This window comes from Embleya sp. NPDC020886 (assembly GCF_044333915.1).
Lineage (GTDB): Bacteria > Actinomycetota > Actinomycetes > Streptomycetales > Streptomycetaceae > Embleya.
Window position 1 is genome coordinate 1,552,710 of the sequence record NZ_JBIRRX010000001.1, and the last position, 26,332, is coordinate 1,579,041.

Genomic DNA, 26,332 nt, shown 5'->3' on the forward strand with positions numbered 1-26,332 from the left:
GGTGACCACGACCACCACGCCCGCGCGGGCGGACCGGCCGGCCTCGGCCCCGGTCCGCCCGCGCGGCGGCGCGAAGAAGACCACGGCCGGGCGGCGTCGTTCGTGGATGCCGTTCTGGCTGCTGCTGCCGGCCGCGGCCATCCTGATCCCGCTGTTCGGCTACCCGCTCTACCAGCTCGGGCTGCTGTCCTTCCTCGACTTCGGCCAGCCGCAGGCGTCGGCGGGCGAGGTCGCCGAGTTCGTCGGCTTCGACAATTACTCGACCCTGCTGGGCGACGACCAGTTCTGGGACGTGTTGGTCCAGACGGTGATCTTCGCGGCGGCCTGCGTGGTGGCCACCCTCGTGGTGGGCGCGGCGCTCGCGGTGCTGCTGACCCGGATCGGCAAGTGGCCGCGGCTGCTGCTGCTGTTCGCCGCGCTCGGCGCGTGGGCGGCACCGGCGATGACCGGCTCGACGGTGTGGATGTTCCTGTTCGACACCAACCTGGGCCTGGTCAACGAGGTCCTGGGCATGCAGGGCCACAACTGGTTCTACGAGAAGTGGTCCGCGTTCGCGCTGGTCGGCGTCGTGGTCGTGTGGCACTCGTTCCCGTTCGTGATGATCTCGCTGTACGCGGGCATCGAGTCGATCCCGGTCTCCGTCCTGGAGGCGGCCCGGCTGGACGGCGCGTCCACGTGGACCACCTTCCGGCACGTGATGTTGCCGATCCTGCGGCCGATCCTGACCATCGTGGTGATCCAGTCGATCATCTGGGACTTCAAGGTCTTCACCCAGATCTACGTGATGACCGGGGGCGGCGGCATCGCCGGCCAGAACCTGGTGCTCAACGTGTACGCGTACCAGAAGGCGTTCGCGTCCTCGGACTACAGCCTGGGCGCGGCGATCGGCGTGTTGATGACGCTGATCCTGCTCGTGGTCACGATCTTCTACATCCGCGCGCTGCGTCGCTCTGGGGAGGAGCTGTGAACAGTACGTCCGCCGTACGCCCGCTCGGGCCGCGTCGCGTCAGGGGCGACCGCAAGGTGTCCCGGCGCATCGCCAACATCACCGCGATCGTGATCGCGCTGGTCACCGTGTTCCCGCTGTACTGGATGGTGCTCTCCGCGCTCAAGCCGGACGGCGAGATCAACTCGGTCGACCCGCGGCCGTGGACGTGGCATCCGACGCTGGACAACTTCCGCGACGCGTTCGGGGTCAGCGGCTTCGGCGGCTACTTCCTCAACAGCCTGATCGTGGCCACCGTGGTGGTCGTGCTCTCCGGCCTGGTGTCGTTCCTGGCCGCGGTGGCGCTGACCCGGTTCCATTTCAAGTTCCGCACCACGATCCTGGTGATGTTCCTGGTCGCCCAGATGGTGCCGGTCGAGGCGCTGACCATCCCGCTGTTCTTCCTGGTCCGCGACATCGGCACGGTCGCGCCCGGGTTCGGGCTCAGCACGCTCGGCTCGCTGATGCTGGTCAACCTGGCCTTCTCGCTGCCGTTCGCGATCTGGATGTTGCGCGGCTTCGTCAAGGCGATCCCCGAATCGCTGGAGGAAGCCGCCCGGATCGACGGCGCGAACCGGTTCACCATCCTGTGGCGGATCCTGTTCCCCCTGGTGGCGCCCGGGCTCGCGGCCACGTCGGTGTTCTCGTTCATCACCGCGTGGAACGACTTCGTCTTCGCCAAGACGTTCATCCTGGACACCGACCACCAGACGCTGCCGGCGGCGCTGATGGTGTTCTTCAAGCCGGACGAGAACGACTGGGGCGGCATCATGGCCGCGTCCACCCTGATGACCATTCCGGTCCTGATCTTCTTCGTGCTGGTACAGCGGCACCTGGTCTCGGGGCTCGGCGGAGCGGTGAAGGACTGATCCGGTGACGACGTTCCCTGCGAACCTGTCCGTGGTGCCCCGGCCCGTTCGGGTCGTGCCCGGGGCCGGCGCCTTCGTGTTGACGGAGACCACCGGGCTGACCCATCCACCCGAGCTGGCCGCCGAGGCGGCCTGGTTGCGCGGTGCGCTCGGCCCGGCGACCGGGTGCCTCCTGGCGTCCGGTCCGGGTATCGCCCTGGTCCTGGACCCGGCGGGGCTGCCGGCCGAGGGATACCGGCTGGAGGTCACCACGTCGGCGGTCGAGCTGCGCGGCGGCTCGGCGGCCGGGGTGTTCGCGGGCCTGCAGACGCTGCGCCAACTGCTGCCGGCGAACGTGTTCCGGCGCGCCCGGGTGGGCACCGACCGATGGGCGCTGCCGGTGGGCGTGATCGAGGACGAGCCGGCCTTCGCCTGGCGTGGGGTGATGCTGGACGTGGCCCGGCACTTCCTGCCCAAGCAGGACGTGCTGCGCTTCGTGGACCTGATGGCGGTGCACCGGTTGAACGTGCTGCACCTGCATCTGACCGACGACCAGGGCTGGCGGATCGAGGTGCCGCGGTGGCCCCGGCTGACCTCGGTGGGCGCGTGGCGCACCGGCAGCATGCGGGGGGCGCGGCAGCACGAGACGTTCGACCGGCGACCGCACGGCGGCTACTACACGGGCGAGGACCTGCGCGAGATCGTCGCGTACGCGGCCGATCGGCACATCACCGTGGTGCCCGAGATCGACCTGCCGGGGCATACGCAGGCGGCGGTGGCGGCCTATCCGTCGCTCGGCGCGGTACCGGTGGAGGGGGTGCGCACCCGGTGGGGCGGAGTGTCCGACGGGGTGCTCGCGCCGACCGAGGAGGCGCTGGGCTTCTGCCGCGACGTGCTGGCGGAGGTGTGCGCGATCTTCCCGTCCCGGTATGTGTGCGTGGGCGGCGACGAGGTGCCGACCGAGCCGTGGGAGCGGATGGGGCATGCCGACCCGGGCTCGCTCGGCGGCTGGTTCGTGGGCGAGTTGGCCGTGATGCTGGCCGCGCACGGGCGGCGACTGTTCGGCTGGGACGAGGTGCTGGGGGGCGGGGCGGCGGTGCCCTCGGACGCGCTGATCGGCGGCTGGCGCGGCGAGCACGGCACGATCGCGGCGGCCCGGGCCGGATTCGACGTGGTGGCGTGCCCGGACACCTCGGTGTACTTCGACTACCGCCAGGGCGAGGACGTGGACGAGCCGATTCCGGTGGGGCCGCTGTTGACGCTGGCGGACGCGTACGCCTTCCGGCCGGTGCCCGCGGCGTTGTCCGCCGAGGAGGGCGCGCGGGTGTTGGGTGGGCAGGCGCAGATCTGGACCGAGCACATGGACTCGGTGCGGCGGATCGACTACATGGCCTTCCCGCGGTTGTGCGCGTTCGCCGAGGCGGTGTGGTCGGGTCCCGGCGACTTCGCCGAGTTCGCCGGGCGGTTGACGTCGGCCCACCTGGCCCGGCTGGACGCGCTGGGGGTGGAGTACCGGCCGTCGGAGGGGCCGCATCCGTGGCAGACCCGACCGGACGCCCCGGGGTGGCCTCGGGAGCGGGCGGATCGCGAGGCGGAGTTGCTGGAACTGACGAAAAACATCCGGGCAGACATCTGACGCCATGTCAGTTACCGTCGGCCGGTCCTGCTTTGGTCGTGCCGCGGGCATCGCCGGTCGGCGGTGCCCGCGGCACGACGCGTCGAAGGTCGGGAGGCCGCCGTCATGTCGTCCGGATACCACGCGATTCCGAATCTGATCGGGCTGTACGCCGAGCGCGTCGACGCCGGCGACTACGCGGGCGTGGGCGAGTTGTTCGCGCACGCGGTGATCACCTCCGAGGGCCGGGAACTGGAGGTCGCGGGCGCGGCGGGGGCGCGGGCGATGTTCGAGGCGTGGACCCGCTGCTACCCCGACAACGGCACACCGCACACCCGGCACGTGACCACGAACCTGGTCCTGGACGTGGACGACGAGGCGGGCACCGGGACGTGCCGCAGCTACGTCACGGTCTTCCAGTCCCTGCCCGACTTCCCCCTGCAACCGATCTTCACCGGCCGCTACCACGACACCTTCGAACGGGCCGACGGGAGCTGGCGGTTCACTCGCCGCCACATGATCACCGACTACGTGGGGGACTTGACCCACCACTTGAACCGGGCGCTTTAGGGCGGGCACGGGTGGCGGGCGCCGGTGGGCATGGTGGCCTGCCGGCGCCGAGCGGGCACGAGTGGCGGGCGTGGGCGGGCGGGCGGCATCCGCGGTGGCTATTCGAAGGTGACGCCGGCCGGGGGGACGTCGACTCGGCTGTCGTCGTCCAGGATCGGGACGCCGAGGCGTTCGTGGGCGATGCGCTGGGCGGCGAGGGCCTGGGGCAGGCGGGCGTCGTAGCCGCCGCTGAGGAGCGCGGCGGCACGGCGCGGGGTGACCAGGGCGCGGCTCCACGACCAGCCGGTCGCCGGGTCGGGGGCGAGCGGGCCGAGCGCGACGATCCGGGCGGCGCTGCGGGACCTGACGTCGCTGCCGTCCGGATCGGACAGGTAGCCCACGTGGGTGATCTTCCCGAGCACCGCGTTGGCCTCCTCGGCGACCTCGCGCGTCAGCGTCGCCAGTACGTCCGCGTCCTCGGGCTCGGCACCGCCGCCGGGCAGCGCGTACCCGCCGTCCGGGTCACCGACCAGCAGGACCCGGCCCTCGGGGTCGAACAACCACCCCGCCGCCCGGCCGACCGCGGTGCCGGCCGGGATCGGCTCGTCCTCGTGCCACACCCGCTCCTTGGCCGGCCGGTACTCGCGCCCGTCGACCATGTACAGACAGGCCCCCGACGCGTACGCCTCCAACGCCACCGACACCCGCCGCCGGGTCCGCCCGGGAAAGCGCGGCAGCGCCTGGTCGGGGGTGAGCACGTACACCGCGTCCAGTTCGTCGTCCGCCGGGGCCAGCGCCGCGACCTGCTCGTCGGTCAGCGTCGGCCCGTCGAAGAGGAAGTCGAGCACGACCCGCCCGAACGTCCCGGCCGAGGTCGCGGACACCGCGAGCAACCGGCCGACGGTGATGTCCAGACCCAGTTCCTCGCGCACCTCGCGGGCGGCGGCCTCGTGCGGGGCCTCCCCCTCCTCGGCCATCCCGCCGGGCAGATCCAAACCGGGCTTGTAGTTGGGCTCCACCACCACGAGCCCGCCGTGGCGATCGCGCAGCAGCACCGAGGCGCCCACGGGCGCTCCCGGCAGGGTCGCGCAGTAGTCGACCAGTTCCCGCGACACCGATTCGTCGTTGCCGTTCACGCTCATCCGCTCCCCCGTGGCGTCCGCCCGTAGTCGTCGTGCTCCCATCCTGGCCGACCCGTCGGACGCCCGCGCGAAGGCGAATCGCAACCCGTCGGGCCCGTCGCCGGATATCCGAGACGCCGAACCCACCCGAGCACCCTCGCCGTCATCCATCCACGTCGACTTGCCCTCGGCGCCCTGCTCACCCCATCGGCGGCATCCCCCGCCGTCCACCAGGCTCCACCCGGACGGCCGCCCCTACGCCCCCGGACAACAAAAAACGGCCCCTGACCAAAACCTCTGGTCAGAAGCCGTCTTTCACGGTGTGGCGGGTGTTGGGTTCGAACCAACGTAGGCATACACCGGCAGATTTACAGTCTGCTCCCTTTGGCCGCTCGGGCAACCCGCCGTGTGCGCCTTGCGGCGCGACGGGACAACAATAGCGGACCACCCGGGGTGGTTCGCCACTCGGTATCGGATCGGGTGGGGGTGTGCGGTCGGGGTCGGGGTCGTGGGGGACGCTCTAGGGTGGTGGGGTTGCCTTTTTTCCCACTCAGATCCCACAGAAAGCGATTCCGAGCCTTGGCTGACTCCTCTTTCGACATCGTGTCCAAGGTCGACCGTCAGGAGGTCGACAACGCGCTGAACCAGACCTCGAAGGAGATCGCGCAGCGGTTCGACTTCAAGAACGTCGGCGCGCACATCGGCTGGACCGGCGAGCAGATCGAGTTGCGCGCCAACTCCGAGGAGCGTGTGAACGCGATCCTCGACGTGTTCCAGGGCAAGCTGATCAAGCGCAGCATCTCGCTCAAGTCGCTCGACGCCGGTGAGCCGAAGGCGTCCGGCAAGGAGTACAAGATCTTCGCGTCGATCCAGGAGGGCATCTCCCAGGAGAACGCGAAGAAGGTCTCCAAGATCATCCGCGACGAGGGCCCCAAGGGCGTCAAGGCGCAGATCCAGGGCGAGGAGCTGCGGGTGTCGTCCAAGAACCGGGACGACCTCCAGGAGGTCATCGCGCTGCTCAAGGGCAAGGACCTGGACTTCGCGTTGCAGTTCGTGAACTACCGCTGACCGAGGCCGTCGGCCTGCGGTGACGTGCGGCGGCGCGGTGGCGGCGGGCCCGGTGGTACCCGGGTCGAGGGCACAGCGAGGACGGATCGCCGGGGACGGTGGGTCCACGGTCCTCGCTGTGCCCTTTGTGGTCGGCCCGGCCGGGCCGACCCCGCCACGCCCTATTGCTGCACGCGTTCCACCAGGGGGCCGCAGGCGTCGATGGTGTGGGCGTCGGTGCCGGTCAGGACGGTGGACAGGCGGGTGGGGACGGTGTCCTCCTCCAGACGGCCGGTGAAGCCCGCGTGCAGGACGCGGAGGGCGTCCTCGTAGGCGAACGGGGCCAGGTGCGCGCCGGTGGAGAGTTGCTCCCGGGCGATCGCGAACATGGTCAGCGCGTGCCGGCGGAAGCGGGCGACGCGGCCGGTGGGCGGCACGGGCCAGCGGGCGACGATCGTGCGGTAGGTGTCCTCGTACCGGTCCAGCGAGTCGAGTTGGGCCGCCGCGCCGCCGGACAGGCTCGAATCGACCGGTTCCCGGTGATAGACCACACCCGGCTCGGACAACCGGGCGAACGACCAGCCCCGGTCGTGCACCAGCCGCAGCCACAACGACCAGTCGACCAGGAGCGGCAGTTCGGGGTCGAAGCGGAACCAGGACGCGGGCGCGGTGTGCGCGGGATTGCGCGCGACCACGGCGGTGGTCGGCACGAAGTTGGCCACCGAGAGCATGTCCGGGTCGTACGGGAAGTCGTAGTGGTACGCGCTGCCCGGCGTCTCGCCCGGCATCGTCCGGTCGCCGCTGAGGATGCAGTCCGCGTAGATCGCGTCCGAGCCGGTGCTCTCCAGCGCGGCCAGGGCCCGGTCCAGGTGGCCCGGCAGGTACATGTCGTCGTCGTCGAGGAAGGCGACGAAGCGCCCGGTGGCGATCTCCAGACCGGCGTTGCGGGCCGCGGCCGGGCCGCGTGAGCGGGGGAAGGAGAGCAGTCGTACGGTCATCCCCCGGACGCCCAGCGGCAGCACCCCCGCGACGTCCGCGCCGCCGTCGTTGACCACGACGACCTCGATGTCCCGCATGCCCTGGAGGGCCACGCTGCGCAGGGCATCGGCCAGCAGGGCCGTGCGGTCGCGGGTCGGAACGATGACACTGACCGTCGCCGCCACGGCAACCTCCGCGCTTCCCGATGGGGTTCGTTTCCCGGTGGGGTCCATTCCCGGTGCAGTGCGTCTACCCGGGCCTACCGGGACATATCGACACACCGGGAGCGCGGCTACAGCGGTTGCCGCGGGTCTCCCTCGTACGAGATCACGCGATTGGCCTGTCCGGGCCCAGCGCCGGCCGGTCGACCAAGGGCCGCCCGGACGGCCGTCCGTACGGCCGGCCGGGCTCGGACGGCGGGGTCGCCCGGTGGGCGCCGGGCCCGGACGGCGGGTGCGGTGGTCCGGTCAGACGCCCACGTGCATCGGGTCGTCGGTCGAGACGATCTCGCGGCCCAGCGGGGTGAGCGAAACCGGGATGAGCTTGAAGTTGGCCAACCCGAGCGGGATGCCGATCACCGTGATGCACAGGATGACGCCGGTGACCAGGTGGGCGAGCGCCAGCCACCAGCCGAACAGCACGATCCACAGGATGTTGCCGAGCAGCGACCCGGCGCCGGCGTCGCGCCGCCACTCCACCCGACGACCGAACGGCCACAGCGCGTAGGCCGCGATCCGGAAGGAGGCGATGCCCAGTGGGATGGTCACGACGAGGAAGAACAGCAGAAAGCAGACAATGCCGGCGATGGCGTAGCCGATGGCCAGCCACAGGCCGGAGAACACGAGCCAAATGATGTTCAGGACAGTTTTCACGGACTTGTTCTACCCCGCCCCGCGTCCGCTGACGTCCCCCGCAGGACTGACGGTCGGGGCCGAGGGTCGGGACGGACGGCCCACGACCCACCCGAGCCCGAACCCGTCGAGCGGCGGCGCGGGTCAGTGCCCCGCCATCGCCTCGAGCCGGGCGATCCGGTCCGCCATCGGCGGGTGCGTCGAGAACAGCTTGCTCATCCCGCCCGCGCCGCGCCGGAACGGGTTGGCGATCATCAGCGAGCTGGTGGTCTGCAACTTCGGCTCCGGCGGCAGCGGCAGCGCCTGGGTGCCCGCGTCCAGCTTGCGCAGCGCGCTCGCCAGCGCCATCGGGTCGCCGGTGAGCCGGGCCCCTGAGGCGTCCGCCTGATATTCACGCGAACGACTGACCGCCAACTGGATGACACTCGCCGCGAGCGGGCCCAGGATCATGATCGCCAGCATCCCGAACAGGCCCGGACCGTCGTCGTCGTTGCTGCGGCCGATCGGGATCAGCCACGCGAAGTTGACCAGGAACATGATCACGCTGGCCAGCGCACCGGCCACCGACGAGATCAGGATGTCCCGGTTGTAGACGTGCGACAGCTCGTGCCCGATCACCCCGCGCAACTCGCGCGCGTCCAGGATGCGCAGGATGCCGGTCGTACAACACACCGCCGCGTTGCGCGGGTTGCGGCCGGTGGCGAAGGCGTTCGGGGCCTCGGTGGGCGAGATGTACAGCCGCGGCATCGGCTGCCGGGCGTCGTTGGAGAGCTCGCGCACGATCCGGTACAGCTCGGGGTTCTCCGCCTCGCTGACCGGGCGCGCGCGCATCGAGCGCAGTGCGATCTTGTCGCTGTTGAAGTAGGCGTAGCCGTTCGTGGCCAGGGCCACGAACAGGGCGATGATCAACCCGGTCCGACCGAAGAAGCTGCCGACGACCAGGATGAGCGCCGACATGCCGCCGAGCAGTACGGCGGTCTTCAGTCCGTTGTGCTGGCCGTGCACGGCAGAGTCCTCTCGCAAGCGTCCCAGGGGTGACAATGCGGGTCCTTGCGGAATATCCGCCGGCTTGTCGCCCTCTGCCCGTTGTCTCTTCTTTCGCAACGGGACAACGCCTCGCAGAGTTCCCTCCCGGAGCGGGCATAACCCCCGCTCCGGGGCCGGAACCGCAGGTCAGCCCAGTAGACCCGGCACGGTGAGCACGTGCAGCACCACCTGTGGCGCGACCGAGAGCAGCACCCCGAGCGCCCCGGTGACCACCAGTGCGGCGACCAACGGGGCCGGCGTGCGAACCGCGCCGTCGACCGCGCCGGACCGGCCGCCCGCGGGGCTCGGCGGCCCCGGTAGGGCGGGCGCGAACAACTGCGCGGTCCACACCAGGTAGTAGTACAGCCCGATCACCACGTTGACCGCCATCACCACCGCGAGCCAGCCGGTGCCGGAGTCGATCACCGCCTGGAACACGGTCACCTTCGCGAACAGCCCGGCCAGCCCCGGCGGGATGCCGGCCAGGCACAGCAGGAAGAACGCCATCGCCGCGGCGCCGACCGGACGCGAGCGGAACAGCGCGCGGTGATCGGAGACCAGGCCGCCGCGCTCGCGCGCCACCAGGGTCACCACCGCGAACGCGCCCAGGTTCATCACCGCGTACACCGCGAGGTAGGCGACGGCCGCGGGCAGCGTGTCGGCCAGGTCCTCGCCGTGCCCGGCGGCGGTTCCGAACGGGACCAGCACGTAGCCCGACTGGGCGATCGAGGACCACGCCAACAGCCGCACCGCGTCCGTCTGGCGCAGTGCGGCCACATTGCCCGCGGTCATCGTCGCCGCGGCGAGCACCGCGAGCGCCGGACCCCAGATGTGCGCGTACGGCCGGAAGGCGATGCCGGCGACCAGGAGCAGTCCGGCGAAGCCGGCGGTCTTGGAGACCACGGACAGGTAGGCGGCGACCGGGATCGGCGCGCCGCGATAGGTGTCCGGCACCCAGAAGTGGAACGGCACCGCCGCGACCTTGAAGGCGAACCCGACCATGGTCAACATCGCGCCGGTCGCGGCCACCGCGGTCAACCGCGGATCCAGCCGCTCCAGGTCGGCCGCGATCCTGGCCAGGTGCACGCTGCCGGTGCTCCCGTAGACCAGGCTCACGCCGAACAACATCACCGCCGTCGCGGCCACGGACAGCAGGAAGAACTTCAGGGCCGCCTCGCCGCCCGGGCCGTCCCGGCGCAGGCCCACCAGCGCGAACGCGGGCAGCGACAACGTCTCCAGGGCGACCACCAGGGTCAGCAGGTCGCGCGCGCCGGCCAGCGCGACCGCGCCGGTCACCGAGGACAGCAGCAGGAAGTGGTACTCGCCGCCGGGCACCTCGCCCTCGGTCTCCCCCGTCCTGGGCACCGAGGACATCGGCATCGACAGCAGCACCACCACGACCGCCGAGCCGAGCAGCACCAGTTGCAGCACCAGGGTCAGGTCGGTGACCACGTACGAGCAGCCCGACGGCGAGCAGAAGGTGCCGCGCGCAGTGGAGTCGTCCCTGTGCAGCGGCAGCAAGGACACCAGCGCCGCGCCGAGTCCGGCCAGGGTCAGCCAGGGCAGCACGGCCTTGCGCGCACCCTCCAGGAACAGGTCCGCGAGCAGCACCACGAGGGCCGCGACCGCGACCGCGACCACCGGCCCGATCGCGAGCCAGTCGATCGACTGGACGTCGAACGGCATGTCAACTGCCTCCCATGAGGGCGCGCACGGCCGGGTCGGTGATCGCGAGCACTGTGGCCGGCCACAGGCCGGCGAGCAGGGTCAGCGCGACGAGCGGGGTCCACACCACGACCTCGCGGCCGGTCACGTCGACCTCCGGCCGGCCCGTCGGGGCCTCGCCCGCCGGGCCCATGCACAACCGGCGGACCAGACCGAGCATGTAGGCCGCGGTCAGCACGGTGCCCAGGCCGGCCAGGACCAGGAAGGTCCGGTAGCCGCCGGTGGACAACCCGGCCGCGGGCTCGTACGCGCCGTACATCGCGAGCAGTTCGCCCCAGAACCCGGCCAGCCCGGGCAGCCCGAGGCCGGCCACCGCGCCGAACGCGACGAGCGCGCCGAGCCGGGGGGTGCGGCCGTACATCCCGCCGCCGAGTCGGCCCAACAGCGCGGTGCCGTGCCGGTCCTTGACCGCGCCGGCCAAAAAGAACAGCAGGCCGGTGACCAGGCCGTGGCCGATGTTGACGAACAGCGCGCCATTGACGCCCTGCGGGGTGAGGGTGGCGATGCCGAGCAGCGCGAAGCCCATGTGGCCCACCGACGAGTAGGCGATGATGCGCTTGAGGTCGCCGTCCGGGTCACGCAGCAGCGCCAGGCACACCAGCGAGCCGTACACGATGCCGACCACGCCGAACGCGGCCAGATACGGCGCGAACGTCTCGGCGCCCTCCGGCAACATCGGCACCGCGATCCGGATCAGGCCGTAGGTACCCATCTTGAGCAGCACGCCGGCCAGCAGCACGGAACCGGCCGTCGGTGCGGCGGTGTGCGCGTCGGGCAGCCAGGTGTGCAGCGGCCACATCGGCACCTTGACCGCCAGGCCCAGACCGATCGCCAGGAACGCCAGCACCTGGACGCCGTGCGACATGCCCGCGCCGTGCCGCTCGGCGAGTTCGACCATGTCGAAGGTGCCGGTCTTCGCCTGGATCAGCAGGAAGCCGAGCAGCATCACGGCCGAGCCGAGCAGCGTGTACAGGATGAACTTGTACGAGGCCGGGCCGCGTTCGCCCGGACTTCCCCAGCGGTTGATGAGGAAGTACATCGGGACCAGGACGACCTCGAAGAAGAGGAAGAACAGGATCAGGTCGAGCGCCGCGAAGGTGCCCAGCGTGCCGGTCTCCAGGAGCAGGAACAGCGCGACGAACGCGCGGGCGTCGCCTCCGGGCGGAATGTTCCACAGGCTGTGGACGGCGACCAGCAACGTGAGCAGCGCGGTGAGCAGCAGCAGCGGCAGCGAGATGCCGTCGATGCCCAGGTGGAAGCGCAGGCCCAGCGAGGGCGCCCAGGACACGTCGGTCTCGAACTGCATCCCGCGCCCGCGGTCGAAGTCGCACGCGAGCAGCACGGCCCCGACCAGGGTCGCCGCACTCGCGCCGACGCCGACCAGTCGGGCCGCGCGATCTCCGACCCCGGGCAGGGCGAGCAGGGCGGCGCCGAGCAACGGCACGGCCACGACGAGGATCAGCACGACGCTCACCGCGAGGTCTCCTGGGCATGAGAGGGCGTCGGGGGCAACGATCGCGCGCGGGTCACGAACCCACCGCCACGGCGACGGCGAGCACGACCACGCCCGCGAACAGGCCGGTCAGGTAGAGCCGGGCGTTGCCGTTCTGGCCCCGGCGAATCCCGCCGCCGAGCAGCCACGCGCTCTGCGCGGCGCCCTCGACGTAGGTGTCGACGACGGCCGTGTCCGCGAACCGGGCCGCCCTGGCGGCGAGTCGGACCGGGGTCAGAACCAGCGCCGCGTACAACCGGTCCACGTCGAACCCGCGCAGCGCCGGACCGCGCAGCCGACCCGGCATCCGGGCCGGATCGGCGGCCGGGTCGCGCCGCCACGACGCGGCGACCGCGCCGGCGCCCAGGACCAGGGCGAGCAGCGCGAGCACGGTCGTCCACAGGTGCGGGGCCAGGTCGGGATAGCCCAGGTCGCTGCCGAAGGACGGCAGGCCCGGGAACGCCACGAAGCCGAACAGCACGGTGGGCACCGCGAGCACGATCAGCGGCCACACCATCGCGGCGGGCGCCTCACCCGCCTGCGCGGTCCTGCCGTAGTCCGCCGCGTCCGCGTGCGCGGGCACCTCCGCGCCGGCCGCGCCCTCGCGGGTCGGCCCGAAGAACACCCGCAACCACACCCGGGTCGCGTAGGCCGCGGTCAACACGGCGGTGAGCAGCCCGGCCACCAGGACCAGCCAACCGGCCACCGTCGGGACGGAACCGTGCCCGGCGGCGGTGTGCTCGGCCGCGCCGAGCACCGCCTCCTTGCTGAAGAAGCCGGCGAACGGCGGCACGCCCGCGAGTGCGGCGAGCCCGGCGGTCATGGTCCAGAACGCGATCGGTGCCCGGCGTCGCAGCCCGCCCATGCCGGCCAGCGCGCCGGTCCCGGCGACGTGGACGGCCACCCCGGCGCCGAGGAAGAGCAGCGCCTTGAACGCGCCGTGCGAGAGCAGGTGGAACACCGCCGCGTCGCGTCCGCCGACGGCGAGCCCGCCGGTCATGTAGGCGAGTTGGCCGACCGTCGACCAGGCGAGCACCCGCTTGAGGTCCTCCTGGGCGAGCGCGGCCAGGGCCGAGCCGATCATGGTCACCGCGGCCAGCACCGCGAGCACGATCAGCGTCGCGTGCGCGGCCAGGAAGGCCGGGTACAGGCGGGCCACCAGGTAGGCGCCGGCGGCGACCATGGTGGCCGCGTGGATCAGCGCGGACACCGGGGTCGGGCCGGCCATCGCGTCCGGCAACCAGGTCTGCAGGGGCACCTGGGCGGACTTGCCCGCGACGCCGCCGAGCATCAGCAGGGTGCCCGCGGTGACCCAGCCCGCGCCGCCCTCGGGCACCGCGGCGAGCACGTCGCGGATCCGGAACGAGTCGGCGCCCGCGGCGAGCACCAGGATGCCGATCAGGAACGGCACGTCGCCGAGCTTGGTGACCACGAACGCCTTGATCGAGGCCGAGCGGGCCGCTTCGGTCTCCCAGTGGTGACCGATCAGGAAGTACGAGCAGACGCCCATCACCTCCCAGCCGACCAGGAGCACGATCAGGTCGCCGGTGTACACGACGAGCAACATCGCGGCGGTGAACAACGACACCAGCGCGGCGTAGGACGAGTAGCGCGGGTCCCGACGCAGGTAGGCGGCCGAGTAGACCTGGACCAGCAGCGCGACCGCGGTGACCAGCACCGCGGACAGCGCCGCGAGTCCGTCCACACGCAGCCCCAGGGTGATGTCCAGGGCGCCGGTGGGGGTCAGCCGCACCGCCGAATCGCGCACGTCGTCGCCGATGCCGGCGGCCACCGCGATCGCGAGGCCGCAGGCGACCAGGGCGGCGGGTACCGCGATCAGGACCGGGCGCACCCGGCGGCCGAGGAACAGCCCGAGCAGGGCGGCGAGCGCGGGCAGGCCGGTGGCCGTCGCGGCGGCGACCGTCATACCGATCCCTCCTTGTGCTCGGCGAGCTCGCGCAGTTCGGGAATGTCGGTGGTGGCCCGGTTGCGGTAGACCAGCAGCACGATCGCCAGGCCCAGGCCGATCTCGGCGGCGGCGATGGTGATCACGAACAGGGTCAGCGCCTGACCGGCGTGCAGCGTGTCGCGCAGGTACATGTCGAACGCGACCAGGTTGACGTTGACCGCGTTGAGCATCAGCTCGATCGACATCAGGACGAGGATCGCGTTGCGGCGCGCGATCACCCCGTAGAGCCCGATGCCGAACAGCAGGACGGCGAGGACGAGCGGGTAGACCAGATGCATCGCGGGGTCAGTCCTTCCGGCCCGAGTGCACGCGCGAGCGGGAACGGGAGAGCACGATGGCGCCGATCAGCGCGGCCAGCAGCAACACGGACAACACCTCGAACGGCAACACCCACACCTTGAACAGGCTCTGTCCGGTGACCTCGGTGCTGCCCACGGTGTCCTCGCCCAGGTGCAGGTAGGCGGTGCGGAACGCGTCCACGATCACGGTGAGCAGGGTCGCGGTGGCGCCCAGCGCGACCGCGGCGGCCGGGATCCGGGCGATCGGGTCGACCGGTTCGGAGTAGCCGATCGGCGCCTTGGTGAGCATCAGGCCGAACAGCAGCAACACCACGACCGCGCCGACGTAGATCAGCACCTGGACCCAGGCGATGAACTCGGCGGTGAGCAGCAGGTACTCGGCGGCCAGGCCGCCGAGCGTGACCACCAGCCACAATGCGGCGTGCACCACCTGACGGGTGCTCACCACGAGCAGCGCGGAGCCGAGCACGACCAGGCCGATCAGCACGAAGGCGATCTCGGCGCCGGTGGGCGAGAGGAAACCGTGCTCGGTGGCGGCGAGGTTCACGGGGTCTCCTCCGGTTTCGACGCGGCGGCCGCGGCCGCCGCCGCGGCCTTCTCCGCCTTCTCGACGGCCTTGCGGGCCTGGATCAGTTCCTTGGGGTCCTCGGCGTGCTCGTCCAGTGCGGGTGGCGGCGGGACGGTCCACATCCACGCGCGCAGCTTGTCCTTCTCGTGGGTGAGTTCGTGGATGTCGCCGGTCGCGTACTCGAACTCCGGCGACCAGAACAGCGCGTCGAACGGGCACACCTCGACGCAGATCCCGCAGTACATGCACAGCGCGAAGTCGATCGCGAAGCGGTCGAGCACGTTGCGGGTGCGGTCGCGCGCGCCGGGTTCGCGGGCGGGCACGACCTCCTTGTGCGAGTCGATGTAGATGCACCAGTCCGGGCATTCGCGTGCGCACAACATGCAGACCGTGCAGTTCTCCTCGAACAGCGCGATCACCCCGCGCGAGCGGGGCGGCAGTTCCGGCATGACCTCCGGATAGGACTGGGTGACGGACCTCTTGGTGAGGGTCTTGAGGGTCACCGCCAGGCCCTTGGCCAGGCCCTTCATCAGGTCGCCACCTTTACCACGCCGGTCAGGACGAGTTGGCCGAGCGCGAGCGGGACGAACACCGTCCACGCGAGCTTTTGCAGTTGGTCCTCGCGCAGTCGCGGATAGCTGACCCGCAGCCAGATCACCACGAACGCGAGCAGCCCGGTCTTGAGCAGGGTCCACAACCAGCCGACCGAGTCCGACCACGGTCCGTGCCAACCGCCCAGGAACAGCACGGTGGTCAGCGCGCAGACGATCAGGATCCCGGCGTACTCGGACAGCAGGAACAGCGCGAAGCGCAGGCCGGAGTACTCGGTGTAGGCGCCGAAGATGATCTCCGAGTCGGCGACCGGCATGTCGAACGGCGGGCGCTGGATCTCGGCCAGGCCGGCGGTGAAGAAGACCACGCCGCCGATCGCCTGCCAGGGCAGCCACCACCACTCGAAGCCCTCGACGATGCCGGGCAGCGACACGGTCCCGGCGGCCATCGCGACCGAGGCCGCGGCCAGCAACATCGGCAGTTCGTAGGCCATGAGTTGGGCGGCCGAGCGAATGCCGCCGAGCAGCGAGTACTTGTTGGCCGAGGCCCAGCCGCCCATCAGCGAACCGAGCACGCCGACGCCCATCACCGCGAGCACGAACACGATGCCGGCGTCGACGGTGCGGCCGACCAGGCCGTGCGGCCCGATCGGGATGGCGATCAGCACCACGAAGTAGGGGATCAGCGCGACGGCCGGCGCGAGCTTGAACACTCTGCGGTCGGCGCCGGCCGGGACGATGTCCTCCTTCTGGGCGAACTTGACGCCGTCGGCGACCAATTGGGCCCAGCCGTGGAAGGCGCCCGCGTAGATCGGGCCGACCCGGGCCTGCATGTGCGCCATCACCTTGTGCTCGGTCTGGCCGATCAGCAGGGGCAGCACCAGGAACGCCCCGAGCACGAGGGCGAGCCGCAGGCACACGTCGAGGAGACTCACGGGGCGTCCCCTTCGGTGGACGCGCCGCTGTCCGGGGGTTCGGCCGCGGGTGTCGGCGGCGCCTGGCTCGCCGAACCGTCGGCCGCGCTGCGCGAACGGCGCGCGGGCGGCGGCGGGGTCTCGTCGGCCTGGCTCGCCGAACCCTGCGCGGCGCTGCGGGTGCGACGTGCGGGTGGTGCGCCCTCGCCGGCCCGGCTCGCCGAACCGGCCGCGGCGCTGCGGGCGCGGCGCGGGCGTTCCTCGGCGGCGGCAGCGGCCTCGGCCGCCGCCTCCTCCTTGTGCGGACCCCAGGTCGCCGGGTCGGGCACGCCCGGCGGCAGCGTGCGGCGACGGCCCGGCGAGCGGCCCGGTCCACCGCCGTGATCGGACTCGCCCGGCTCCTTGGCGCCCGGCCATGCCTTGGCCACCCGAGCGGCCAGGACGAATTCCTTGCGCAGCGGGTGTCCCTCGAAGCCGTCCGGCAACAACAGCGGGTCCAGCCCCGGGTGGTCGGTGAAGTCGATGCCGAACATCTCGTGCGTCTCGCGCTCGTGCCAGCGGGCCCCGGCGTACACCCCGGACGCGGTCGCCAGCACCGCGGCCTCGCGCGGCACGCGCGTGCGCAGCAACAACCTGGGCCCGGTCGGGATCGCGCACACGTGCGCGACCACGTCGAAGCCGTCGGCGAGTTCGTCCACCGCGGTGAGCCAGTCGAAGAACGCGCAGCCGAGCCCGTCCCGCGCCGCGGTCAGCGCGGCGACCCAGTGTTTCGGGGCGACATCGACAGTGTGCAGCCCGTATGCGTCCGAGACGGCGAGCACCAGGTCCGTGCCCAGTGCCGCGCCGAGCTCCTCCGGCGTCATCGGGCGTCCCCCCGCGGCGGCGCCGGCGGTGCGACCAGCGGGCGGCCGAGCGCGGCGGCCGGCAGCTTGCGCCCGTATCGCTCGGCCGGGTTCTCCACCGCGATCCGCTCCTGGAGCTTGAGGATGCCCTGGAGCAGCGCCTCCGGCCGAGGCGGGCAGCCGGGCACGTAGACGTCCACCGGCACCATCTGGTCCACGCCCTTGGTCACGCAGTACGAATCCCAGTACGGCCCGCCGCAGTTCGCGCAGGATCCGAACGAGATCACGTACTTGGGCTCGGGCATCTGCTCGTACAGCCGCTTGATCGCGGGCGCCATCTTGTCGCTGACCGTCCCCGACACGACCATCAGGTCGGCCTGGCGGGGGCCCGGCGCGAACGGGATCACGCCGAGCCGGATGAAGTCGTGCCGGGCCATCGAGGACGCGATGAACTCGATCGCGCAGCAGGCCAGGCCGAAGTTGAACACCCAGAGGGAGTAGCGCCGTCCCCAGTTCAGCACCAGCCGCACCGGGTCCGGCGCGAGCCGGGAGAGCACCCCGAGCCGAGGCGGCGGCAGGTCGACCGGTGTGCGCTCCACCGGTGCAGGTGTCAGGTCCATGCGAGCACGCCCTTCCGCCACGCGTACAGCAGTCCGGTGGCCAGGAAGCCGACGAACACGAACATCTCCACCAGGGTGGTGGCGCCGAAGCCGGGCGCGTCGAACACCGTCGCCCAGGGAAACAGGTAGATCACGTCGACCGCGAAGATGACGTACAGATAGGCGTAGAGGTAGTAGCGGATGTGGACCTGCGCCCACCCCGCGCCCACCGGGTCGACGCCGCACTCGTAGGTCGTGAGCTTCTCGTGCGTGGGTACGCTCGGTCGCAGCAGTCGCCCGCCGGCGAACGCCACCGCGACGAAGGCCGACGCGACGAGCAGCACCAGACCCACGAGCGCGTACGTTCCGTAGTAGCCCTCCACCCGGCGTCCGCCTCCCGATCGACATTGCCCGAACGTTGCGTGTTCGTTGCGTACGTTTGTGGCACGGGAGTCTATGGGGGTTGCGCCGGACCTGTCCCCGGTGTCCAGTGCGGCCGACCGGCCGGATCGGCGATACCGCCCCCGAGCCGAAGGTGGTAGGGACAACCCCACCCCCAAGACACCGACCCGCGCCATGGGCCCCGCCCGGAGCAACCGGCAGAGTTGACCCAACGGATCGGCTTCTCTCCCAGCGAGGCAACTCCATGTCCATGCCCTCACCCGCGACTGCCTACGACGGGTCCACAGGTGATGTCCCGGCCCGAGCGCGGCCGGGCATCCTGCGCGCGCCGTTCACGGTGCGCACGTGGACCGACACGATCCATCTGGCGCTGAATCTGCCCGTCGGCATCATCGGTTTCACCTACGCCGTGGTGTTCATCATGCTCGGCATCGGCCTCACCCCCCTGTTCCTGCTGGGCCTGCCGCTGTTGGCGCTGACCCTGCTGGGCAGCAGGGCGTTCGGCCGTCTGGAGCGGGCTCGGGCGAGCGCGCTGCTGGACGAGCACGTCCGGGCGCCGGCGCCGGTGCAGCGCCGCCCCGGGCCCACCGGGTGGATCCGATCCGGGCTGACCGACCGGGCCGGGTGGCGGGCCAGTCTCTATCTGTTCCTGCAACTGCCCTGGGGTGTTTTCACCTTCGCCGTGACCACGGCGTTGTGGGCGACCTCGCTGAGCGCGATCGCCTATCCGCTGATCCAGCCGCTGTATCGCCGGGCCGACATGCCGGGCGCGCTGCTGCGGGGCGACGGGCCGCACGCGCCGGGCGCCGATCACTACCTGGCCGGGCCGGGCCCGGTGTCGCTGACCGTGGTGGCGGGCGTGGTGCTGTTCTTCGCGACCCCGTGGCTGGTGCGCGGCATGGCCAACGTGGATCGGGCGATGGTGCGTGGGTTGCTCGGCACGGCCTTCCTGTCCGAGCAGGTGCGCGATCTGACCGTGTCCCGGGGGGCCGCGGTCGACACCGCCGCGTCGGACCTGCGCCGGATCGAGCGCGACCTGCACGACGGTGCGCAGGCCCGACTGGTGGCGCTGGCGATGGACCTGGGCATGGCGAAGGAGAACCTGAGCACGAGTCAGGACACCGAGACCGCGCGGATGGTCTCCTCCGCCCACGACGAGGTCAAGCTCGCCCTCCAGGAGTTGCGCGATCTGGCCCGGGGCATCCACCCGGCGGTGCTCACCGACCGGGGGCTGGACGCGGCGCTGTCCTCGATCGCGGCCCGCTGCACGGTTCCGGTCCGAGTCGAGGTGGACCTGCCCGACCGACCGCCCGCCCCGATCGAGTCGGTCGCCTACTTCTGCGCGTCGGAACTGCTGACCAACGTCTCCAAGCACGCGCGCGCCACGCACGCGTGGGTGACGGTGGGCCACCGGGACGGCCGGATGTATCTGATCGTCGCCGACGACGGCGCGGGCGGCGCCGCGACGGGCAAGGGATCCGGCCTGGCCGGCCTGACCGAGCGGGTGCGCGGCGTGGACGGCACGCTCAGTGTGGACAGCCCCGAGGGCGGTCCCACCCGGATCACCGTGTGGCTGCCGCTGTGAGGGTGCGCCCGGCCTGAGATCCGACTCCCCCAGGGCCACCGCACCGACTCGAATCCGGAAGACTGTAGCCGCACCCGCTCTCCGGGTGCGGCTACCGGATTTGGGGGATGTGAACGCTGTGCGCGTCGTCATCGCTGAGGATTCCGTACTACTTAGAGACGGTTTGTCCCGCTTGTTGACCGCTCGCGGTCACGAGGTCGTGGGCGAGGTCGGGGACGCCGAGCAACTGGTCGCCATCGCGGGGAAACTGCGGCCCGACGTGTGCGTCGTGGACGTGCGGATGCCGCCCACCCACACCGACGAGGGCATTCGGGCGGCGGTACGGATGCGGGCGACGCTGCCGGAGGTCGGCGTGCTTGTCCTGTCACAGTACGTCGAGGAGCAGTACGCGACGGAACTGCTCGCGGGCAACACCAGTGGCGTCGGCTATCTGCTCAAGGACCGGGTCGCCGACGTCGGCGACTTCGTCGCGGCGGTCGAGCGGGTCGCGAGCGGCGGCACCGCGCTCGACCCCGAGGTGGTCTCCCAGTTGCTCGGCCGCTCCCGCAAGCGCGACGTGGTGGAAAGGCTCACACCGCGCGAGCGCGAGGTGCTCGGTCTGATGGCCGAGGGACGCACCAACGCGGCGGTGGCACAGGCCCTGGTGGTGTCCGACGGCGCGGTGGAGAAACACGTCAGCAACATCTTCGGCAAGCTCGGTCTCGCACCCAGTGACACCGATCACAGACGGGTCCTCGCGGTACTCGCGTATCTCGGATCCTGACATCGTAGGGATCGAATTACTGGACCCATGCAATCATCCGGTCGATCGGAGCAGCCGCCCCAGAGCGGGGCGGACTCTTTGTTTGTCCGGAATTAGACGGATATGAACCCCCCTGCGGGCCATGTCCGAAGCGTGACGCCGCTCACGTCGCGCGCCAGGGCGGATCCTCGCCCGCTCCGGGGGGCGCCACGGCCCCCATCTGTACCGCCGTACGATGAAAACTGCGACATCCGCGCGGTGCGCGGACCAACCGCCGCAGCGCCGAGGAGGTCCATCCCCGTGACCAAGCAGGTCAAGCAGCTCGACCGGGTAGTGATCCGGTTCGCAGGCGATTCCGGTGACGGAATGCAGCTCACAGGCGACCGTTTCACGTCCGAAACGGCGACGTTCGGAAACGATCTGTCGACCCTTCCCAATTTCCCCGCCGAGATTCGGGCACCCGCGGGCACCCTGCCGGGTGTATCGAGTTTCCAGCTCCACTTCGCCGACCACGACATCCTGACGCCGGGCGACGCCCCGACCGTCCTGGTCGCGATGAACCCGGCAGCGCTCAAGGCCAACATCCGCGACCTGCCCCGCGGGGCCGAGATCATCGTCAACACCGACGAGTTCTCCAAGCGCGCGATGGCCAAGGTCGGCTATGCGAACAGTCCGCTGGAGGACGGCTCGCTGGACGCCTACAACGTGCACGCGATCCCGCTGACCACGTTGACGGTCGGCTCGCTGGCCGAGTTCGAGATCTCCAAGAAGGACGCCGAACGAGCGAAGAACATGTTCGCGCTCGGTCTGCTGTCCTGGCTGTACCACCGGCCGACCGAGGCGACCATCGCCTTCCTGCGCAAGAAGTTCGCCAAGCTGCCGGTGATCGCCGAGGCGAACGTGGCCGCCTTCAAGGCGGGTTGGAACTTCGGCGAGACCACGGACGACTTCGCGGTCTCCTACGAGGTGGCCCCGGCCAAGCTGCCCGCCGGGACGTACCGCAACATCACCGGCAACCTCGCGCTGTCCTACGGCCTGGTGGCCGCCGGGCAACTGTCCGAGCTGCCGATCTACCTCGGTTCGTACCCGATCACCCCGGCCTCGGACATCCTGCACGAGCTGGCCAAGCACAAGAACTTCGGCGTGCGCACGTTCCAGGCCGAGGACGAGATCGCGGGCATCGGCGCCGCGCTCGGTGCCTCCTTCGGCGGTGCGCTCGGCGTGACCACCACCTCCGGTCCGGGTGTCGCGCTCAAGTCCGAGACGATCGGCCTCGCGGTCTCCCTGGAGCTGCCGCTGCTGATCATCGACGTGCAGCGCGGCGGGCCCTCGACCGGTCTGCCGACCAAGACCGAGCAGTCCGACCTGCTCCAGGCCATGTTCGGCCGCAACGGCGAGGCGCCGGTGCCGATCGTCGCCCCGCAGACCCCGTCCGACTGCTTCGCGGCCACCATCGAGGCGGCCCGGATCGCGCTGAAGTACCGCACCCCGGTCTTCCTGCTCTCCGACGGCTACCTGGCCAACGGCTCGGAGCCCTGGCGACTGCCGGAGACGTCCGAACTGCCGGACCTGCGGGTCGAGTTCGCGACCGAGCCGAACCAGGAGATGCCGGACGGAACCAAGGAGTTCTGGCCGTACAAGCGTGACCCCGAGACGCTGGCCCGCCCGTGGGCGGTCCCCGGCACGCCGGGTCTGGAGCACCGCATCGGCGGGATCGAGAAGGCCGACGGGATCGGTTCGATCTCCTACGACCCGGCCAACCACGACCTGATGGTGCGCACCCGGCAGGCCAAGGTGGACGGCATCGCGCAGGACATCGAGCCGCTGTGGGTCGACGACGCGACCGGCGACGCCAAGGTGCTCGTGATCGGGTGGGGCTCCACCTACGGCCCGATCGCCGCCGGCGTCCGTCGGGTACGGGCCGCGGGCGGCAAGGTCGCGCAGGCCCACCTGCGCCACCTCAACCCGTTCCCGGCCAACACGGCCGAGGTCCTCAAGTCGTACGACAAGGTGATCGTCCCGGAGATGAACCTGGGTCAGCTCGCCCTGCTCCTGCGCGGCAAATTCCTCGTGGACGCCATGTCGTACAACCAGGTCCGCGGCCTGCCGTTCAAGTCCGAGGAACTGGCTCACGTGATCCAGGAAGTGATCGAGAGTGTCTGAGTCTGCGAACGGCGCTGGCGGCTTCCCTTCGCTGTCGCTGATCCCGAAGGCCGACGGCAAGCAGTCCATGAAGGACTTCAAGTCGGACCAGGAGGTGCGCTGGTGCCCGGGTTGCGGGGACTACGCGATCCTGGCGGCGGTGCAGGGCTTCATGCCCGAGCTCGGTCTCCGCAAGGAGAACATCGTGTGGGTCTCGGGCATCGGCTGCTCCAGCCGCTTCCCGTACTACATGAACACGTACGGCATGCACTCGATCCACGGCCGCGCCCCGGCCATCGCCACCGGCCTGTCCACCTCGCGCGAGGACCTCTCGGTCTGGGTGGTCACCGGTGACGGCGACGCGCTCTCGATCGGCGGCAACCACCTGATCCACGCGCTGCGGCGCAACGTCAACCTGAAGATCCTGCTGTTCAACAACCGGATCTACGGCCTGACCAAGGGTCAGTACTCGCCGACCTCCGAGACCGGCAAGATCACCAAGTCCACCCCGATGGGCTCGCTCGACCACCCGTTCAACCCGTTGTCGGTGGCCATCGGCGCCGAGGCGTCGTTCGTGGCCCGGTCGATCGACTCCGACCGCAAGCACCTGACCTCGGTGCTGCGCGCGGCGGCGGCCCACGAGGGCACCGCGCTGGTGGAGATCTACCAGAACTGCAACATCTTCAACGACGGCGCGTTCGAGCAGCTCAAGGACCCCGCGCAGCGCGACGACGTGACCATTCGGCTGGAGCACGGGCAGCCGATCCGGTTCGGCGCCGACGGCCAGTTCGGCGTCATCCGCGGCGCGGGCGGTTCGCTGGACGTGGCCGAGGTGGCCAAGGTCGGCGAGGACGCGCTGATGGTGCACGACGCGCACGCGGACAACCCGGAGTTGGCCTTCGCGCTGACCCGACTCGGTGACCTGACCAGCAACACGCACACCCCCATCGGCGTCTTCCGCGACATCCGGCGGCCGGTCTACGACCGACTGATGTCCGCCCAGATGGCCGAGGCGGCGAGCGCTGGGGGCCCCGGTGACCTGTCCTCGCTGATCCGCGGCAACGACACCTGGACGATCGACTAGCGGGACCTCGACGCCCGGACGCGTCGCCACCGAGCGGGGCCCGCGGATCTTCCGCGGGCCCCGCTCGCGTACCGCCCCTGTTCGGCCGAGCGTGGGCATGTGCGGCACGACGCCCGGGCAGCCGAGGGGCATGCAGTCACCCACCGGCCCGCCCGCTCCGCTCAGCGTGGATGTCCGGATTCCCGAGACGGTCGGCTATCGCGTCAAGAAACGACTGCTCGGCCCGCCCCTGGTCAGCTCGCGACTGCGCGGCGAGAAGTTGTCCAACCCGACCGCGCTCGGCGTGCTCGCCTCGGACTGCATCTCGTCCTCGGCGTACGGCACCGAGCAGATGTTGCGCGCACTGGTGCCCTACATCGGCGTCGCCGCCTTCACCCTGGTGCTGCCGGTCACCTACACGATCCTCGCGGTGCTGCTGTTGCTGACGTTGTCCTACTGGGACGTGGTCGGCCTGTACACCAAGGCCGGCGGCTCCTACATCGTGGCTCGGGACAACTTCGGACCGCGCGTCGCGCAGGTCGCCTCGGTCGCGCTGCTGATCGACTACGTGGTCACCGTCGCGGTGCAGACGGCGGCCGGCACCGACGCCATCGCGTCGTTGCTGCATCTGGTGTGGGGTACCGACATCAGCGGCTGGAAGCCGGAGATCTGCGTCGGTGTGGTCGGGGTGCTGTTCTACGGCAACCTGCGCGGGGTCAAGGAGGCCGGGCGGGCGTTCGCGCTGCCGGCGTACCTGTTCATCGGCGCGATGGCGATGGTGTTCGCGGTCGCGCTGGTGCGCTGGGCGAGCGACGGCTCGCTGCCCCAGGCAAACGTGCACGCGGCCGGCGCGGTGCCGCTGGGCACGTCGGGCAGCGGACTGCTCTACGGCGCGTCGCTGTTCGTGGTGCTGCGGGCCTTCGCCAACGGCGGGTCCTCGCTGACCGGCCTGGAGGCGCTCTCGAACAGCGTGTCCACCTTCCGCGAACCGCAGGGGCGCAACGCGCGCAAGACGCTGGTGGCGATGTCGCTGGTGCTCGCGACGCTGGTGCTGGGCATCTCGCTGCTCGCGCGCGCCACGCACGCGATCCCCTATGTGGACGGCGACCCGACGGTGATCGCGCAGGAGGCGCACCTGGTGCTGGGCGGGGGCGTATTCGGGCGGGCCGGGCTGATCTTCGTGCAACTGGCCACCGCGCTGATCCTGTACACCGGCGCGAACACGCCGTTCAACGGCTTCCCGTTCCTGGCCGACTTCGTCGCCGAGGACGCGTTCCTGCCCAAGATGTTGCGCCGGCGCGGGCACCGGCTGGCCTTCTCGAACGGGATCATCCTGCTCGCGGTGCCCGCCGTCGCGCTGCTGCTGGTGACCCAGGCGAGTGTGGACTCGCTGGTCGCGCTGTACGCGATCGGCGTGTTCACCGGGTTCATGATGGCCGGTGCCGGGCTGACGAAGCATCACTGGACCCAGCGCACCGGGCAATGGCGGGCCGGGTGCGTGGTGAACGCGCTCGCGGCGGTGGTCTCGGCCGCGGTGGTGCTGATCTTCGCGATCACCAAGTTCACCGAGGGCGCGTGGCTGGTGGTGGTGCTGTTTCCACTGGGCGTGTGGGCGTTGATCGGGGTCAACCGGCGCTACCGGGAGGAGGCGGCGGCGCTGGCGGCGGCCCCGGCCACGGCGGACTTCGGGCTGCGGGACCGGTCGGTGGTGGTGGTGCTGGTCGACTCGCTCGACGTCGCGGTGCTCCAGGCGGTGCGCTACGCCCGCGCGCTGCGGGCCGACGATCTGCGGGCGGCGCACTTCGTGTTGGACAGTCGGCATGCCAAGAAGCTGCGCAAGCGCTGGGAGGCGAGCCGGGCCGCCGACATCCCGCTGGAGCTGATCGAGTGCCCGGACCGGCGGCTCGCCCGGGCGGTGTTGGAATTGGCCGCGCGCGAGGTGGCGGACGGCGCGTCCGGGATCACCCTGCTGCTGCCTCGACACACCTATCCGCCGTTGATCGGCCGCCTGTTGCACGGCCGGACCAGCGATTCGATCGCGTCCGCGCTGACCCGGGTGCCGCACGCGATCGCCACCGTCGTGCCGTTCGACGTGGCCGCGGCGATGGCGCATCGACCGTCCGCGCCCCCGGAGGTGCCGCCGGCGAAGTGTGTGCCGCGGTTGTTGCCGGTGACGGACGCCGAACCGGAGCCGGTCCCCCGCGTGGTCGGGCCCGCCTCGGTCGCCCAGCTCAAGTGGCGGCAACGGGCCGAGGTGGTCGGCCGGGTGCGTTCGGTGTCCCCGTCGCCGGAGACCGCCCGGCCGGCCCTGGAGGTCGAGTTGTACGACCGCACCGGCGGCCTGCTGCTGCTCTTCCACGGGCGCCGGCAACTCGCCGGGGTGGAACCGGGCCGGCGGATGCGGGTCAGGGGGGTGGTC

At 71.0% G+C, this 26,332-nt stretch carries 23 protein-coding genes, 1 tRNA gene and 1 pseudogene; 10 read left to right on the top strand and 15 right to left on the bottom strand.

The features are described 5' to 3' along the window. Nucleotide 1: 1 nt before the first annotated feature. The 4 genes from ACH4U8_RS06640 (at nt 2) to ACH4U8_RS06655 (ending at nt 4,018) form a co-directional block, all read left to right on the top strand. Nucleotides 2-967, top strand: a complete 966-nt coding sequence (locus ACH4U8_RS06640) for a sugar ABC transporter permease (RefSeq protein ID WP_360308687.1) — start codon at nt 2-4, stop codon at nt 965-967. A gap of 56 nt (nt 968-1,023) precedes the next feature. Then, nucleotides 1,024-1,854: a carbohydrate ABC transporter permease gene (locus ACH4U8_RS06645; RefSeq protein ID WP_360308896.1), complete on the top strand. Its 831-nt coding sequence runs from the start codon at nt 1,024-1,026 to the stop codon at nt 1,852-1,854. Nucleotides 1,855-1,858: 4 nt separating this feature from the next. Next, nucleotides 1,859-3,469, top strand: a complete 1,611-nt coding sequence (locus ACH4U8_RS06650) for a beta-N-acetylhexosaminidase (protein ID WP_395775959.1) — start codon at nt 1,859-1,861, stop codon at nt 3,467-3,469. A 105-nt stretch (nt 3,470-3,574) separates the two neighbouring features. Further along, nucleotides 3,575-4,018 (top strand): nuclear transport factor 2 family protein, encoded by a 444-nt coding sequence (locus tag ACH4U8_RS06655; protein ID WP_395775960.1) that lies wholly within the window; start codon nt 3,575-3,577, stop codon nt 4,016-4,018. A gap of 98 nt (nt 4,019-4,116) precedes the next feature. Here the strand turns inward: ACH4U8_RS06655 and ACH4U8_RS06660 are convergent, their stop codons facing one another. Together ACH4U8_RS06660 and ACH4U8_RS06665 are read right to left on the bottom strand one after the other, a co-directional pair. After that, nucleotides 4,117-5,133 carry an NUDIX domain-containing protein gene (locus tag ACH4U8_RS06660; protein WP_380021155.1) on the bottom strand — a complete coding sequence of 339 codons (1,017 nt, stop codon included), beginning with the start codon at nt 5,131-5,133 and terminating at the stop codon, nt 4,117-4,119. A gap of 308 nt (nt 5,134-5,441) precedes the next feature. After that, nucleotides 5,442-5,524, bottom strand: a tRNA-Tyr gene (locus tag ACH4U8_RS06665). A 173-nt stretch (nt 5,525-5,697) separates the two neighbouring features. On the opposite strand from ACH4U8_RS06665, the gene ACH4U8_RS06670 reads away from it, so the two are divergent. Beyond that, nucleotides 5,698-6,186, top strand: coding sequence for a YajQ family cyclic di-GMP-binding protein (locus tag ACH4U8_RS06670; protein ID WP_360308675.1), 489 nt, complete (start codon nt 5,698-5,700; stop codon nt 6,184-6,186). Nucleotides 6,187-6,347: 161 nt separating this feature from the next. Here ACH4U8_RS06670 and ACH4U8_RS06675 read toward each other — a convergent pair whose 3' ends face one another. From ACH4U8_RS06675 to ACH4U8_RS06735, 13 genes are all read right to left on the bottom strand, one after another. Continuing rightward, a complete protein-coding gene (locus ACH4U8_RS06675) occupies nt 6,348-7,328 on the bottom strand; it encodes a glycosyltransferase family A protein (RefSeq protein ID WP_360308671.1) in 981 nt (326 codons plus the stop codon). A gap of 282 nt (nt 7,329-7,610) precedes the next feature. Continuing rightward, nucleotides 7,611-8,015, bottom strand: coding sequence for a YccF domain-containing protein (locus tag ACH4U8_RS06680; protein WP_360308668.1), 405 nt, complete (start codon nt 8,013-8,015; stop codon nt 7,611-7,613). Between the two features lie 123 nt (nt 8,016-8,138). Continuing rightward, nucleotides 8,139-8,999 carry a zinc metalloprotease HtpX gene (htpX, locus tag ACH4U8_RS06685; protein ID WP_360308665.1) on the bottom strand — a complete coding sequence of 287 codons (861 nt, stop codon included), beginning with the start codon at nt 8,997-8,999 and terminating at the stop codon, nt 8,139-8,141. A gap of 168 nt (nt 9,000-9,167) precedes the next feature. Then, nucleotides 9,168-10,706: an NADH-quinone oxidoreductase subunit N gene (locus ACH4U8_RS06690; protein WP_395775961.1), complete on the bottom strand. Its 1,539-nt coding sequence runs from the start codon at nt 10,704-10,706 to the stop codon at nt 9,168-9,170. 1 nt (nt 10,707) lies between these two features. After that, entirely contained in the window at nt 10,708-12,219 is a 1,512-nt protein-coding gene (locus ACH4U8_RS06695) for a NuoM family protein (RefSeq protein ID WP_395775962.1), read from the bottom strand. Nucleotides 12,220-12,271: 52 nt separating this feature from the next. Beyond that, on the bottom strand, nt 12,272-14,164 hold the full coding sequence (locus tag ACH4U8_RS06700) for an NADH-quinone oxidoreductase subunit L (protein ID WP_395775963.1): 1,893 nt from the start codon (nt 14,162-14,164) through the stop codon (nt 12,272-12,274). Next, nucleotides 14,161-14,484: an NADH-quinone oxidoreductase subunit NuoK gene (gene nuoK, locus ACH4U8_RS06705; RefSeq protein WP_360308653.1), complete on the bottom strand. Its 324-nt coding sequence runs from the start codon at nt 14,482-14,484 to the stop codon at nt 14,161-14,163. Before nuoK ends, ACH4U8_RS06700 begins: the two co-directional genes overlap by 4 nt. A gap of 7 nt (nt 14,485-14,491) precedes the next feature. Further along, complete coding sequence (locus ACH4U8_RS06710; RefSeq protein ID WP_360308650.1) at nt 14,492-15,052, bottom strand: NADH-quinone oxidoreductase subunit J; 561 nt, start codon at nt 15,050-15,052, stop codon at nt 14,492-14,494. Beyond that, nucleotides 15,049-15,603 carry an NADH-quinone oxidoreductase subunit I gene (locus tag ACH4U8_RS06715; protein WP_360308647.1) on the bottom strand — a complete coding sequence of 185 codons (555 nt, stop codon included), beginning with the start codon at nt 15,601-15,603 and terminating at the stop codon, nt 15,049-15,051. The genes ACH4U8_RS06710 and ACH4U8_RS06715 overlap by 4 nt, the downstream gene beginning before the upstream one ends. After that, nucleotides 15,603-16,559: an NADH-quinone oxidoreductase subunit H gene (locus ACH4U8_RS06720; RefSeq protein WP_395775964.1), complete on the bottom strand. Its 957-nt coding sequence runs from the start codon at nt 16,557-16,559 to the stop codon at nt 15,603-15,605. Before ACH4U8_RS06720 ends, ACH4U8_RS06715 begins: the two co-directional genes overlap by 1 nt. Beyond that, nucleotides 16,556-17,401 (bottom strand): NADH-quinone oxidoreductase subunit C, encoded by an 846-nt coding sequence (locus ACH4U8_RS06725; RefSeq protein ID WP_395775965.1) that lies wholly within the window; start codon nt 17,399-17,401, stop codon nt 16,556-16,558. Before ACH4U8_RS06725 ends, ACH4U8_RS06720 begins: the two co-directional genes overlap by 4 nt. After that, nucleotides 17,398-18,000 (bottom strand): NADH-quinone oxidoreductase subunit B, encoded by a 603-nt coding sequence (locus ACH4U8_RS06730; protein WP_395775966.1) that lies wholly within the window; start codon nt 17,998-18,000, stop codon nt 17,398-17,400. Before ACH4U8_RS06730 ends, ACH4U8_RS06725 begins: the two co-directional genes overlap by 4 nt. Then, nucleotides 17,991-18,362, bottom strand: coding sequence for an NADH-quinone oxidoreductase subunit A (locus ACH4U8_RS06735; protein ID WP_360308635.1), 372 nt, complete (start codon nt 18,360-18,362; stop codon nt 17,991-17,993). Before ACH4U8_RS06735 ends, ACH4U8_RS06730 begins: the two co-directional genes overlap by 10 nt. Nucleotides 18,363-18,631: 269 nt before the next feature. On the opposite strand from ACH4U8_RS06735, the gene ACH4U8_RS06740 reads away from it, so the two are divergent. The 5 genes and pseudogenes from ACH4U8_RS06740 to ACH4U8_RS06760 form a co-directional block, all read left to right on the top strand. After that, nucleotides 18,632-19,966, top strand: a complete 1,335-nt coding sequence (locus ACH4U8_RS06740) for a sensor histidine kinase (RefSeq protein ID WP_395776002.1) — start codon at nt 18,632-18,634, stop codon at nt 19,964-19,966. Between the two features lie 118 nt (nt 19,967-20,084). Further along, nucleotides 20,085-20,729 carry a response regulator gene (locus ACH4U8_RS06745; RefSeq protein ID WP_395775967.1) on the top strand — a complete coding sequence of 215 codons (645 nt, stop codon included), beginning with the start codon at nt 20,085-20,087 and terminating at the stop codon, nt 20,727-20,729. Between the two features lie 279 nt (nt 20,730-21,008). Next, on the top strand, nt 21,009-22,871 hold the full coding sequence (locus tag ACH4U8_RS06750; protein ID WP_360308626.1) for a 2-oxoacid:acceptor oxidoreductase subunit alpha: 1,863 nt from the start codon (nt 21,009-21,011) through the stop codon (nt 22,869-22,871). After that, nucleotides 22,864-23,934, top strand: a complete 1,071-nt coding sequence (locus ACH4U8_RS06755; RefSeq protein ID WP_360308623.1) for a 2-oxoacid:ferredoxin oxidoreductase subunit beta — start codon at nt 22,864-22,866, stop codon at nt 23,932-23,934. Before ACH4U8_RS06750 ends, ACH4U8_RS06755 begins: the two co-directional genes overlap by 8 nt. Before the next feature lie 130 nt (nt 23,935-24,064). Beyond that, nucleotides 24,065-26,020: pseudogene (locus tag ACH4U8_RS06760) on the top strand (APC family permease); the annotation flags it as partial. Nucleotides 26,021-26,332: the final 312 nt, after the last annotated feature.

What these genes read in the sequence shown, in the direction of transcription:
- nuoK (WP_360308653.1), bottom strand. Translation starts at nt 14,484, where the DNA reads ATGCATCTGGTCTACCCGCTCGTCCTCGCCGTCCTGCTGTTCGGCATC.
- ACH4U8_RS06740 (WP_395776002.1), top strand. Translation starts at nt 18,632, where the DNA reads ATGCCCTCACCCGCGACTGCCTACGACGGGTCCACAGGTGATGTCCCG.
- ACH4U8_RS06715 (WP_360308647.1), bottom strand. Translation starts at nt 15,603, where the DNA reads ATGAAGGGCCTGGCCAAGGGCCTGGCGGTGACCCTCAAGACCCTCACC.
- ACH4U8_RS06690 (WP_395775961.1), bottom strand. Translation starts at nt 10,706, where the DNA reads ATGCCGTTCGACGTCCAGTCGATCGACTGGCTCGCGATCGGGCCGGTG.
- ACH4U8_RS06725 (WP_395775965.1), bottom strand. Translation starts at nt 17,401, where the DNA reads ATGACGCCGGAGGAGCTCGGCGCGGCACTGGGCACGGACCTGGTGCTC.
- ACH4U8_RS06700 (WP_395775963.1), bottom strand. Translation starts at nt 14,164, where the DNA reads ATGACGGTCGCCGCCGCGACGGCCACCGGCCTGCCCGCGCTCGCCGCC.
- ACH4U8_RS06655 (WP_395775960.1), top strand. Translation starts at nt 3,575, where the DNA reads ATGTCGTCCGGATACCACGCGATTCCGAATCTGATCGGGCTGTACGCC.
- ACH4U8_RS06730 (WP_395775966.1), bottom strand. Translation starts at nt 18,000, where the DNA reads ATGGACCTGACACCTGCACCGGTGGAGCGCACACCGGTCGACCTGCCG.